The following is a 12696-nucleotide window of genomic DNA, read 5'->3' as shown; positions in this document are numbered from 1 at the left end:
GATGCTTCATCCTCTCGTCAATGTCTGTGATTCGGTGCCCGGCGCTCGCCGGGTCATCGACACGATCATGCGGTGCGACCGCCTCTTGACGGCTGCATCTGTATCAACGTCGCGTCATCGACATTATTCCAAACTTGAGTGCGCTTCGCTCAACTCTCTGACAGGCGACATCGTCCCGGGTGCCGCGGCTAGTCTTGGAGCATGACTGCAACCTCCGATTCTGCTGGCGAACGCCACGTCGAGATCGAGCGCAAGTTCGACGTTCCCGGCGCCGCGGCTCTGCCCGACCTCACCGTGATCGACGTCGTGGCGCATGCGGTCACTCCAGAGCCAGCACATCTCGACGCCATCTACTACGACACCCCCTCGCTGACGCTGATTCAGGCGAAAGTGGCGCTGCGCCGTCGCACCGGCGGCCACGATGCCGGCTGGCACGTGAAGACCACCGGTGAGCACGGGCGCATCGAGCGGCACTGGCCCATAGACTCGGCCGCCCCCGACGAGATTCCTGTCGGCGCACTGCGTCTGGTAGAGGCCTGGGCCAAGCCCGAGGAGCTGGCCCCGGTCGCACGCATCGAGACCACACGCACGGCCACCGAGCTGAGTGACGCCGAACGACGACCGCTCGCCGAGATCGCCGACGACGAAGTGCGCACCACCGACCTGCGCGACGGCTCGGTGCGACAGTGGCATGAGTGGGAGGCCGAGCTCGACGAACGCCTCGACGACGCTCCCGGCAGCTCCGGCGCACTGCTGCTGCAGACCGTCTCCGATCGTCTGATCGAAGCGGGAGCCCGCCCCTCGTCGGCCGTGGCGAAGCTGCAGCGCGCGCTCGGCCTCGACCGAGGCGCACAGGCGACGGCCGCGCAGACCGTCGCGCACATCGCGCAGGGGCTGGCCGTCGAGCTCGACTCGCGCCTCGACGACGCGATCGCCGACCGACCCGACGGCGTGCATCAGGCTCGAATCGTCATCCGCCGGCTGCGCAGTCTGCTCGACGTCTACGGTGTCTTCGTCGACCCGGCGATCGTGCGGGCCACCCGCCGCCACCTCAAACGTCTCGGCGACGATCTCGGTGCTGCCCGCGACGCCGAGGTGCGTGCCCGCGACGCCGAGCAGCAGGTGCTGCAGCTGCAGGGTGTGCCCGCGGCGAGGCGTCTGGTCGGCCGTCTGTCAGAACCGGCATGGCGTCTCTACGCCGTGGAGCACGCTCGGCTCACTGCCGATCTCACCGACGAACGTCGCAACGACATCGCCGAGCAGCTTCGGCGTCTGACCGATCCCAAAGCGGCCTCACCCGAGGGCCAGACGGATGCCGTACCCGCGCTGCGTGCACAGCTCGCAGAGGCAGTCGCTTCGTTCGTCGCAGACGACCACTGTTTGGTCGAGGTCTGGGATCGACTCCCACCCACGGGAGCCGGGGTGCGCGCACGCCTGCGGTTCGAGCACGCCCTGCACGAGGTGCGCAAAGACGCCCGTCGCATCCGGTATGCGGCCGAGGCGATCTCGCTCGGGCTCGCCGACACTCCGGTGCGGGTGCTGGAGCGCACAGATGCGAAGCGCCTGGCGAAGGCGGCGAAACGACTGCAGGATCTGCTCGGCGACCACCGCGACGACGCGCTCTTCGCCGACCACGTGCTGCATGTGGCAGCAGACGACGAACGAGCACGCACGACACAGCGTGCTGCACTTCCCTACTATCTGCTCGCTCTGCGCGCCCGTGAACGCGGGGCCGAGGCGCTCGGCCGCTACGGCGAGGCCCGAGACGAGCTGCTCGCCTCGGCGAGCGCCGCGCTCGACGACTGATCCCGACCGTGCTCGCCGGTCAGCCGGATTCCGCCGGAGTCAGGCCTGTGCCTCCACCGGCCGCAGCTGATGCAGCGCAATGGTCACGATCTGCGCCGGGCGCAGCGTGCCCATCTCAAGCACGCGGGCGTGATCGATGCGCTGGCCGACGCCCGATGGCGATGTCTCCGCAGCCTCCTTCCCCGGGTCGGCAGATCGGTCTGCGGCGACGCGGCCGGCACGCGGCATCCCAGCGCTGCTGCGCAGGGAGGATCGCCAGCCGCTCCGGTGCGGCACTCGCACGCCGATCGCTCGATCAGTGGCCGGGTTCACCAGCACCACGTCGCAACTCGCCGCTCCCTGCGTGCTGAACTGAACCGGGGCGGGCAGCACCACGACATCCGGATCGATCTGAGCGACCTCGAGCAGATCGTCGAAGGCGCGCATCTGCGTCACCAGCGCGGAATACCAGTCGTCGAGCTCGGCGACATCGTCGGCCGCGAACTCGCCCGAGGTCTCGATGCCTCGGTGGGCACCGCTGAGCCGATCGATGTCGGCGCGAATGGCAATTCTGGCGCTGGCCGTCGCATCGGCCACGCCCTCTCCGCTTTGCCGACGTGCCCCGCGGCTCTCGGCACTCCTCGCAAGACGCAGCCACGCGGCGCCGAGATGCGTGTTCATACGATGAAAAGCCATCTCGGCGAGCGCCGTCATCACTTCGGCGTCAGATGCTTCGAGGGTGTGGCTCAGCTGCCGCATGAGCACGTCTCCCACTGTCTCGAACCACCCTTGGTACGCGGTCTGCAGCGTCTTCACGCGCGCACGCAGCGCCCCTTCCGGCTGCCCGTCGAGAGATTGGCACAGCACTTCTCCCCACGCACCTGAGAACGTTCGCGCCGGCAGCATGATCGTGTCTATCTCGCTGCCGCGACGCTGCGGCACACGGTATGGCGTCTGGTAGGCGCGAGCGAACTCTTGAATCTGCATGGGGTCCTCCCTGTCGTGACGATGGTGGCCATTTCACAGTGTGATCGGTTCAGCTGGCCTCCGGCTGATGCCGAGCTGTGAAGTTCCTCGACTTCGATCATCAGACTGTCGCAGACCACCCGCGGCGGGCCGACCGACGTCTGCAGGCGACTGCCATTGCGCCCGAGTAGCGGTGGCGTTCTTCGAGTCAACGGCATCACTGATTGGCTCCGCTGGTTGGCTCGCACGAGAGGTGCTGGCTGCCCCACAAGAGAGAGACAGAGACGACACAGCAGTCGAAGATCCACCGGACAGTGTGCGCCGCAACACTGGGAATCACCAGCCCAGCGGCACTCATCGGTCACCGGCCGACACGCCTTGAGATGAAGGAGCAACCTTGACCACCCCGACGACGAACAACCGGCTCGGCGACGTAGACGGCGCCGAATCGCGTTCGACCCCACCCACCGCACCCGAGACCGCACAGCCGACCTCGCAGTCGAGATCGAAGGTCGGAAGGTGGCTCACCGGCGGGCTGACCGCCGTGATCCTCATCGGACTCGGATTCCTCGGAGGCACGGTCTTCGCTCAGGCGGCCTCCACCTCAGCCGGTTCGATACAGCAGGGGCCTGGCGGAACCGGCGGACAGGGAGCCCCAATGGGTGCATCCGATGGCGAGGCCGCATCCGGCGGCATGCTCAGCGGGCTGACCAGCGGCACGATCACCGGAGTCTCAGACGGGACCATCACGATCAAGACGCAGTCTGGCGAAACGACCACGATCAACACCGGATCAGGCACTTCAGTGACCACCACGCAGCAGGGCTCTGTCTCGGATCTGGCCGTCGGAGACTCGATCCGCGTCCAAGGCGAGGAGTCGAACGGCTCGATCATGGCTCAGTCGATCACCGAAGGCGATGACGCTGCGGACACGCCGATGGCTGGGACACAGAGCGGTCCGGGGCAAGGCGCGCCCGGTCCGCAGCAGAACTCGCAGAGCACCACGAACTGATCGTTCCTCCTGAGACCTGCCTTCCGCAAGCAAGTCGGAGGCACATCCTCTCTCATCTTCGCCAGAAGGCCTCTCGACCGGCAATCGCGCACGCTGGGTGGTCTCCGGCATTGGAACGCGTAGAACGGCCCACCGGCGGAAGCGGCACAATAGAAAGTATGAGTCCGTCTTCGCCCTCCCCAGATTCGACACCAGTCGACCCGACACCGACCGGCGAGATTCTGCTCGAGCCGATCCATCTGATCGAGAAGTCGAACGCGATCATGCGGCTGGGACGGATGATGCTGCAGGCGAGCTCGAGCTCGTTCCGCGTCAAGCAGGCCATGTCACGCGCCGCCCAGGCATTGGGCATGACCTCACTGCACACGCAGATCACCGCCACAGAGATCGTCTGCACGTTCTTTCGCGGCGCCATCTTTCGCACGCGTGTCGCTGAGGCACGAGTCGGCGGGGTCGATGCCGATCGCATCGTCGAGTTGGAGCGACTCTCACATCACATGCCGCAGGGAATGCTGGCAGAGGAGCTGAACCGGCGTCTCGACGTCATCGAGAAGAGGCCTCGACACTATCCGACGTGGCTGACGCTGATCGCCGCGATAATGGCCTGCTCGGGGTTCGCGTTTCTGAACAACGGCGGGTGGCAGGAGTGCGTCGGAGTCGCGCTGTCCGTGTCGATCGCACAGTGGCTGCGCGTGACGCTGGTGAAGCTGCGCATCAACCAGCTCGCGATGTATGCGGTCTGCGGCCTCATCGCCAGTCTCTGCTACGTGCTGTTCACCGGCATCCTGTCGGCGGTGAGCGGGCACGTGAGCCCGCTGCACGATGCCGGCTTCACCTCGGCGCTGCTGCTGCTCGTGCCGGGCTTTCCGCTGGTGACCGCGACCCTCGATCTGGCTCGGCTCGATCTCAACTCGGCGATCGGCCGCCTCACGTTTGCCGGGCTGGTGCTGATGTCGGTGTCGTTCGGCGCGTGGGCGGTCGCCATGATGTTCGATCTGCAGCCGACTGCTGCGCCGACTCCCTCGACCTGGCCGGTCTGGATCGTCATCGCATCACGACTCGTCGCCGGCTTCGTCGCCGTCACAGGATTCGCGATGATGTTCAACACCCCGTTCAGGCTCGCTCTGAGCGCAGCCTGGATCGGCGCGGTCGCGAACGTGTTCCGTCTGACGACGGGCGACATGGGCTGGCCGCCGCAGGTGTCGACGGTCGTGGCCGCCCTGCTCGTGGGGCTGCTCGCCTACATGATCGCTTCGCGTCTGGAGGCCCCACGCATCACGCTGACCGTGCCCGCGGTGCTCATCATGGTGCCGGGTTCCAGCGCCTATCGCGCCCTGGTGTACCTAAACCAGGGCGATATCGTGCAGGCTGGCGGCTATGGTGTGCAGGCGCTCGCGACCATCGTGTCGCTGGCCGTCGGGCTGACCATCGCGCGCATGCTCACCGAGCGCGAGTGGTCGTTCGACGCCCTGCGCGGGTGAGGATGCGCTGTCAGGCCTCTGACGGCGGCTTCCGGCCGTTCTGACGGACCGGCCGCCATACGACGAGTTCGCCGCCCGTCGCCTGGACGCGACGGCGACCTTGGTCGAGCGTGACGATTTCACCGGCGATGCCGGCGGCGAACGTGCGAGCACCGGGGCGGTAGATGAGTGCATCGTCAAGAGCGGCCTCGAGCTCGGCCACACGACTCTGCAGCCTGTGCACCTGGTTCTCGAGATCGATCATGCGGCGAATGCCCTCTAGGCTCACGCCGGCGTTCGAGAGACGCTGCACCTCTCGCAGCTGCACGATGTCACGCAGCGAGTACCGACGGGAGCGACCCGCAGTGCGCTGCGGCTGCACCAGACCGATTCGGTCGTACTGCCGCAGCGTCTGCGGGTGCATGCCCGCCAGCTGTGCGGCCGCCGAGATGCTGAACAGATGCTCCGTCTCATCCATCATGGCGACTCACCTGCTCTCTTACTTCTCTTTGGCCTGCGCGTAGAGCTCTGCGCGCGGGTCGGCGTCACCGATCGCCTCGGTGAGGTCATCCAATGCCTTCTTTGCCGCGCTGTCGAGCTTGCTCGGCACCACGATCTGGACTTCTGCCAGCAGATCGCCGGTGTGCCGACCTGCCTTGACGCCCTTGCCTTTGACTCGCAGCACGCGGCCCGAAGGGGTGCCCGGGCGAATCTTCACCTTGACCGGTTCGCCGTCGTAGGTCGGCACCTGAACGGTGGCGCCCAGCGCCGCCTCGGCGAACGTCACCGGCAGCTCGACCCGCAGGTCGTCGCCGTCGCGTTTGAACACCGGGTGGGAGCCCACGTGCACACGCACGATCAAGTCGCCAGCCGGACCGCCGTTCTGACCGGGCTCGCCTTTGCCGCGAACCTTGATCTTCTGGCCGTCTCGAACTCCGGCCGGAACCTTCGTCTTGACGCGCTTGCCCTGCGGCGATGCCAACGACACCGTCGCGCCATGCACCGCTTGGGCAAAGGTCAGCTGGGCACGAGCTTCGACGTCACGACCGCGCTGCGGCGCAGCGCGGTATCCCTGACCGCCGAACCCTCCGGCGCCGGCTCCGCCGCCGAACAGTCCGCCGAAGAGATCCTCGTAGCCCGCACCTGCGCCGCCGGGCTGTCCCCCGGTCTGAAAGCGCACTCGCTGACCGCCGGGTGCCCCGGCACCTTGGCCGAACAGCCCGCCGAAGAGATCCTCGAACCCCTGACCGCCCTGGCCGCCGGCGCCCGCGGTGAAGCGCGCACCTCCGCCCATGGCCCGCAGCGCGTCATACTCCTTGCGCTGCTTGGGGTCAGAGAGCACCGAATACGCTTCGCTGATCTCTTTGAACTTGTTCTCTGCCGCAGCGTCGCCCGGGTTCGCATCGGGGTGATACTTGCGCGCCAGCTTGCGGTATTCCTTCTTCAGATCGGCGTCGGAGATGTCTTTCGACACTCCCAGCACGGCGTAGAAGTCCTTCTCAAGCCAATCCTGACTCGCCATGCCTCTCGCCTCCTTCTGTCGTCTTCATGTGTCGAGCGCCCCGTGACGGAAGGGATCCAGAGAGGATCCGCATCCCGCCACGGGGCGCGTTGCCCGTCGGGCGCATTCTCATGCGACCGATCACTCAGCAGGTGCCAGCACGACCACTTTGGCCGCGCGCAGCAGTGTGTCGCCCAGCTTGTAGCCGGGTTCGACGACCTCACCGATGACCAGCGCATCGACATCGGGGCTGGGCTGCTGCAGCACAGCCTCATGCTGGTTCGGATCGAACGGCTCGCCCTTCGCTCCGAAGCGCTCGATGCCGAGCCCCTCGCCGACGGCCCTCAGCTTCGACGCGATGGTCGCGAACGCCGTGCCCTCTGCGAGATCGCCGGCTTTCTCAGCCCGGTCGAGGTCGTCGAAGATCGGGAACAGTCGTTTGGCCGCATCGCCGACCGCACGCTCGCGATCGCGAATCTGCTGGGCCTCGGTGCGCTGGCGGTAGTTCTTGTACTCCGCCGCCAGACGCTGCAGCTCGTCCAACAGTTTGTCCTCGCGTGAGGCCTCGCCGTCAGCGTCTGCCGCGGCGCCCTCGGCGCTCGCGCCGGCATCCGCCTGATCATGCTCGCCTGCAGCCTGGTCAGCCTCGCCGGCGGGCCGGCCGGGGGCGGCGGATGCTGTGTCAGCACCCTGCGCGCCCTCGGTCTGCTGCCCGTTCGGCTGGGCCTCTGGCTGCTGGCTCGTCGGCTGGGCCCCGTCGTCAGGAAGCCCTGACTCGTTCGGAGTGCCAGCCACGTTGTTGTCAGCCATGGTGAATCGCCTTACTTCTTGTCGTCATCGTCGTCGACGACTTCTGCGTCGACCACGTCGTCGTCATCGCCCGACTTGCCGTCTGCCTTGGCCTCGCCGTCAGCAGCGCCAGCGGCGCCCTCTTCCTGCGCGGTCTTGTAGATCTCCTGGCCGAGCTTGACCTGCGACTCGTTCAGCTTGTCGAACGCAGCCTTCACTGCGTCGTCGTCCGAACCCTCAAGTGCCTTCTTGACAGCCTCGACATCAGCGGTGACCTCGGTCTTGACCTCATCAGAGAGCTTGTCCTCGTTCTCTTTGATGAGCTTCTCGATCGAGTAGGCCAGCTGCTCGGCGTTGTTGCGCACCTCAGCGGCGTCGCGACGCTTCTTGTCTTCGGCCTCGTTGTCCTTGGCCTCCTTGACCATGCGGTCGATGTCCTCCTGCGAAAGGCCGGAGCCACCCTGAATGGTGATCTCCTGCTCTTTGCCGGTGCCCTTGTCCTTAGCCGAGACCTTCACGATGCCGTTGGCGTCGATGTCGAAGGTGACCTCGACCTGCGGCACACCGCGCGGAGCCGGTGCGATACCGGTCAGCTCGAAGGTGCCGAGGCTCTTGTTGTCACGGGTGAACTCGCGCTCGCCCTGGAACACCTGGATGGCGACCGACGGCTGGTTGTCCTCAGCCGTGGTGAACGTCTCGCTGCGCTTGGTCGGGATGGCCGTGTTGCGCTCGATCAGCTTGGTGAAGATGCCGCCCTTGGTCTCGATGCCGAGGCTCAGTGGGGTGACGTCGATCAGCAGCACGTCTTTGCGCTCGCCCTTCAGAACGCCGGCCTGGATGGCTGCGCCGACTGCGACGACCTCGTCAGGGTTGACGCCCTTGTTCGGCTCTTTGCCGCCGGTGAGCTTCTTGACCTCTTCGACGACTGCCGGGATACGAGTCGAACCGCCGACGAGCACCACGTGGTCGAGATCCGAGACCTTGACGCCGGCCTCTTTGATCACGTCGGTGAACGGCTTGGCCGTGCGCTGCACGAGATCTGCGGTCAGCTCTTCGAACTTCGCGCGAGTGATGGTCTCGTCGAGGTTGGCCGGGCCGCTCTCGGTCAGTGACAGGTACGGCAGCTGCACGTGGGCGGTCGTCTGGCTCGACAGCTCTTTCTTCGCCTGCTCGGCGGCCTCTTTCAGGCGCTGCAGGGCGATCTTGTCACCCGAGACGTCGACGCCGCTGGCCTCTTTGAACTTCTTGATGAGGTACTCGACGACGCGCTGATCCCAGTCGTCACCACCGAGGTGGTTGTCGCCCGAGGTGGCCCGCACCTGAATGGTCGAGAAGTCGTCATCCTTGCCGACCTCCAGAAGCGAGACGTCGAACGTGCCACCACCGAGGTCGAACACGAGGATGAGCTCGTCTTCTTTGCCCTTGTCGAGGCCGTATGCCAGAGCGGCCGCAGTCGGCTCGTTGATGATGCGCAGCACGTTGAGGCCTGCGATCTCACCGGCCTCTTTGGTGGCCTGACGCTGGGCGTCGTTGAAGTACGCAGGCACGGTGATGACCGCGTCGGTGACCTTGTCGCCCAAGTAGCTCTCGGCGTCGGTCTTCAGCTTCTGCAGAATGCGAGCCGAGATCTCCTGCGGAGTGAACTTCTTGCCGTCGATGTCATCGGTCTTCCAATCGGTGCCGATGTGGCGCTTCACCGATGCGATGGTGCGGTCGACGTTCGTCACCGCCTGGCGCTTTGCGGTCTCGCCGACGAGCACCTCCCCGTCTTTGGCGAATGCGACCACTGATGGAGTGGTGCGGAAGCCCTCAGCATTCGCGATGACTGTGGGTTCGCCGCCTTCCAGAACCGCGACGACCGAGTTGGTGGTGCCGAGGTCGATTCCTACTGCACGTGACATTGTGTGTCCTTTCTGCTCGGCGAACCGAGCCACGCATGCACGGGCTCTGCACCCGCGCAATATAAGTCTTCTTCGATGACCTCCAGGTCATTTGCACATCAGCTTCTGATGTACACCCTTGAGTCATCTACGCTCAAGGTTACACAACGGCATCCCCTAGTCAAGCTATTCCCGAAATGTTGAGCAAAGTTCACTCAAGTTTCACAGGTCTTGGCAATCACACGAGCACGGAACGAACCCGACCGACCTCTCAGCGGTGGTTCTCACCCGCTCTCTCTGCGCATCCGCCGACAGCTCGAGCACCCCGCCGCCCCAACTCGCCCGGCCTAGGCGCCCAAGCTGCCCAACCAGCCAGCCCAAGCCGACCAACCAACCAACCAACCAACCAGCCAACCGGCCAACCAGCTCAGCCAACCAGCCCATCCCAGTCCTGCCCAGCCAACCAGTCCATCCCAGTCCAGCCCTGCCCAGCCAACCAGTCCATCCCAGTCCAGCCCTGCCCAGCCAGCCAACCAACCAGCCCAGATCTACGGCCGCGCGATTCCGCCGCATGCACACGATTCCGCCGCGCTGTACACATTTCCGCCCAAATCACCCCGATGTCGGCGGAACCGTACACATCTGAGCGGAACCGTACACATCTGAGCGGAACCGTACACACCCGTACCGACCAGCTGAGCGCAATCACACGCTCAATACCTCCCACTTGCGCAACCCACCCACAGCCACAACTGCACATACCCACGCTCGCGCGCAAACCCGCCCGCAGCCACAACTGCACATACCCACGCCCGCCCCACACCCACACCCACACCCACACCCACAGACACAGACACAGACACAGACACACCCAGTTCTGCACCCAGTTCTGCACAGCTGTGCGGGCACCATCGCTTTCACCACAGTGCAGCCGCCCCGCTGACACCTCAGGCCCCGGGGCACGACCATAGGCGACATGGCCATTCCATCAACACCATTCGGAGTATCCAACACACGAGCCCTGGCGCTTGCCGGCATCTCGCGACGCAGGCTCGACCAGCTCCTGCGGCAGAACGAGCTCGTCCGGCTCAGACAGGGCTGGTTCGCGACCACCGGCGCCAACGCATGGGTGGTCGCAGCCGTCAAGTTCGGCGGGCATCTCTCTGGGCTCCACCGGCTGAAACTGCTGCACAAAGACATCTGGCTGCCAGATCAGGCTCAGATGCATCTGCATGTCAACACCACGTTGCCGCCTGCCCCCGCCGCATCAGGCCATTTGGTGATAACCCACACCCACCCTCGTTACAATCGCACCGTCTTGCAGCATGGCGTCGTGCCTCCGGTGACCGCCCTGCGCCACGGCCTGAACGATGTGTCGATACCCGAGACCGTCGCGGTCGTCGATTCACTGCTGCGCCATGCCACGCTGCGCCCAGGCAACGGCGCGCGACGCCAGCTTGATCTGCACATCAGCACTGTGGATGTCATGGCCGAGTTGCGGCGCACTCCTCGCGGTCGCGCTGTGCTCGCGCTCGTCGACGCCCAGGCTGAGTCTGGTCTTGAGAGCATTGCTCGGGTGCTCTTGACTTTGGCGGGTCACCACGTTGAATCACAAGTTCTGCTCGACAACCGTCAGCGAATCGATCTCGTCGTCGATGGGGTGCTGGCCATCGAGCTCAATGGAGGCACGCATCGCGACGCCGAGCAGTTTCGGCGTGATCATGCGAAGGATATTGCCATCGAACGTGCCGGATATGTCAGCGCCAGGTACACCTATCATCAGATTCTGCATCAGTGGCCTGAGGTGTACCGCGACATCCTGAGTCGACTCGCTCGCGCCTGAGTCACCCGATCCAGGCCAGCACGCCGAAGCCAAGCAGGTGACGGTGCCAAGCAGGTGCAGGTGCAGGTGCCAAGCAGTTTACGAGACCAGTGCCCCTCACTCCCACTCTTGTACGCTGATCGGCAGCCGCCGCTGCGCCTCGAAGTGTCGAGCGACGCCATCGACCGGATCCGTGAACGACAGCTCGGCTGCCAGCAGCTGCAGCGGCTGCTCGAAGTCATCCGCAGGCGGCCCGCCGGGCCATGCCTCTCGAACCACCGGGTACAGCGGATCACCAAGAATCGGCGCCCCTAAACGGTTCATGTGCACTCGCAGCTGATGCGTGCGTCCGGTCGAGGGCTCCAGTCGGAAGACGCCGACGCCGGCGCCGACGCCAGCAGTCACGCCCTCGGCACCGCCGCAATTCGCCCCGGAACCAAAGAGTTCCTCCGATGCGGGTTCGGCGCCCGCGCGTTCAAGCGCACGCTCAAGCACGATGCTGCTGATCGCGTTGGCCTCGCCCGGCAGCTCCTCAGCCTGCCAGCATCCACGACGCTTCTCGACGCGGCTGCGCACTTCGACGGCCTGCCCGACCGTCCAAGACGGGCGCACACCGGCATCCCCCATTCTGCGCGGCGCACCCTCGCACAGAGGCATCAGCGCCACCCGCTCTGCAGACAGCTGGGCAAGCGCTCGGTAGACCTTGTGCACTTCACGCCGTTGGAACAGCGTCTGGTAGGCGCCGCGCCAGCGCCGCTCCGTCGTCAGCACGACGAGGCCCGAGGTGAGCCGGTCGAGCCGGTGCACCGGCTGCAGCTCTGGCAGGCCGAGTTCGGAGCGCAGCCGAGCCACGACCGTCTGCCGCACGTGCTGCCCGCGCGGAATCGTCGCCAGGAACGGAGGCTTGTCGATGACGATCAGCCGGGCATCTCGGTGCACGATGTGGATGCTGCCAGGCACCTCCGCCTCATCTGGCAGGTCACGCTCGAACCAGATCTCGGTGCGCGGGCGGTAGACATCGTCTGCGTTGACCGGCTGCCCGTCTGCATAGACATATCGTCCGTCGGCGAGGCCTGCATCGACCTCGACGGATGCTGGAAAGCGCACGCGCAGCCACTCCCCGATCGTGCGTGGCGGGGTCTGCCCCGCGGGTGGTGTCTGGCGCACCGGTGGCGGGGTGACCACGCGCGTGGCTGACACGCCGTCGCGGGGAGCGAACGGTGCAGAAGGCATAGGCATCAGCGTAGCCTCGGCCGGACGCTGCAGACGCATCTGTCTCGCACCGTTCGGCTGAGATGTACGCCGTTCTGCTCAAATCACCCTGATCTCAGCGGAACCGTGCACATCCCAGCGGAACCGTGCACATCTCGATCCAACCATGTGGGATCGGCCCAACCGTGCACATCCCAGCAGAAGCGTGCACATCCCAGCAGAACTGCATCAGCCACACAGCACAGCCCGGCCGAACCGCACCACACAGC

Annotated in this window: 10 protein-coding genes; 4 read left to right on the top strand and 6 right to left on the bottom strand. The window is 65.6% G+C overall.

Annotated elements, in window-relative coordinates; all coding sequences use genetic code 11:
* Positions 1 to 201: 201 nt before the first annotated feature.
* On the top strand, positions 202 to 1806 hold the full coding sequence (locus F8O08_RS00790) for a CYTH and CHAD domain-containing protein (RefSeq protein ID WP_158038557.1): 1605 nt from the start codon (positions 202 to 204) through the stop codon (positions 1804 to 1806).
* Between the two features lie 39 nt (positions 1807 to 1845).
* Here the strand turns inward: F8O08_RS00790 and F8O08_RS00785 are convergent, their stop codons facing one another.
* On the bottom strand, positions 1846 to 2772 hold the full coding sequence (locus F8O08_RS00785) for a hypothetical protein (protein WP_158038558.1): 927 nt from the start codon (positions 2770 to 2772) through the stop codon (positions 1846 to 1848).
* A gap of 376 nt (positions 2773 to 3148) precedes the next feature.
* Here F8O08_RS00785 and F8O08_RS00780 point away from each other — a divergent pair, with 376 nt between their 5' ends.
* Positions 3149 to 3763: a DUF5666 domain-containing protein gene (locus tag F8O08_RS00780; RefSeq protein ID WP_158038559.1), complete on the top strand. Its 615-nt coding sequence runs from the start codon at positions 3149 to 3151 to the stop codon at positions 3761 to 3763.
* 158 nt (positions 3764 to 3921) lie between these two features.
* A complete protein-coding gene (locus tag F8O08_RS00775; RefSeq protein WP_158038560.1) occupies positions 3922 to 5244 on the top strand; it encodes a threonine/serine ThrE exporter family protein in 1323 nt (440 codons plus the stop codon).
* 10 nt (positions 5245 to 5254) lie between these two features.
* Here the strand turns inward: F8O08_RS00775 and F8O08_RS00770 are convergent, their stop codons facing one another.
* The 4 genes from F8O08_RS00770 to dnaK form a co-directional block, all read right to left on the bottom strand.
* Positions 5255 to 5701: a heat shock protein transcriptional repressor HspR gene (locus F8O08_RS00770; RefSeq protein ID WP_158031754.1), complete on the bottom strand. Its 447-nt coding sequence runs from the start codon at positions 5699 to 5701 to the stop codon at positions 5255 to 5257.
* A 21-nt stretch (positions 5702 to 5722) separates the two neighbouring features.
* Positions 5723 to 6745, bottom strand: coding sequence for a DnaJ C-terminal domain-containing protein (locus F8O08_RS00765; protein ID WP_158030648.1), 1023 nt, complete (start codon positions 6743 to 6745; stop codon positions 5723 to 5725).
* Positions 6746 to 6865: 120 nt separating this feature from the next.
* Positions 6866 to 7534, bottom strand: coding sequence for a nucleotide exchange factor GrpE (locus tag F8O08_RS00760; protein ID WP_158038561.1), 669 nt, complete (start codon positions 7532 to 7534; stop codon positions 6866 to 6868).
* 11 nt (positions 7535 to 7545) lie between these two features.
* The gene (gene dnaK / locus F8O08_RS00755) at positions 7546 to 9414 is read right to left on the bottom strand and encodes a molecular chaperone DnaK (protein ID WP_158038562.1); all 1869 of its coding nucleotides are present in this window, start codon (positions 9412 to 9414) and stop codon (positions 7546 to 7548) included.
* Positions 9415 to 10369: 955 nt separating this feature from the next.
* Here dnaK and F8O08_RS00750 point away from each other — a divergent pair.
* On the top strand, positions 10370 to 11236 hold the full coding sequence (locus F8O08_RS00750; RefSeq protein ID WP_158042322.1) for an endonuclease domain-containing protein: 867 nt from the start codon (positions 10370 to 10372) through the stop codon (positions 11234 to 11236).
* A 96-nt stretch (positions 11237 to 11332) separates the two neighbouring features.
* Here the strand turns inward: F8O08_RS00750 and F8O08_RS00745 are convergent, their stop codons facing one another.
* Complete coding sequence (locus F8O08_RS00745; protein ID WP_225733521.1) at positions 11333 to 12448, bottom strand: pseudouridine synthase; 1116 nt, start codon at positions 12446 to 12448, stop codon at positions 11333 to 11335.
* Positions 12449 to 12696 lie beyond the last annotated feature (248 nt).

Source organism: Pseudoclavibacter sp. CFCC 13611 (assembly GCF_008831225.1).
Lineage (GTDB): Bacteria > Actinomycetota > Actinomycetes > Actinomycetales > Microbacteriaceae > Pseudoclavibacter_A.
Note: the sequence above shows the minus strand (reverse complement) of the source record. Positions and strands in the feature narration are given on the sequence as shown.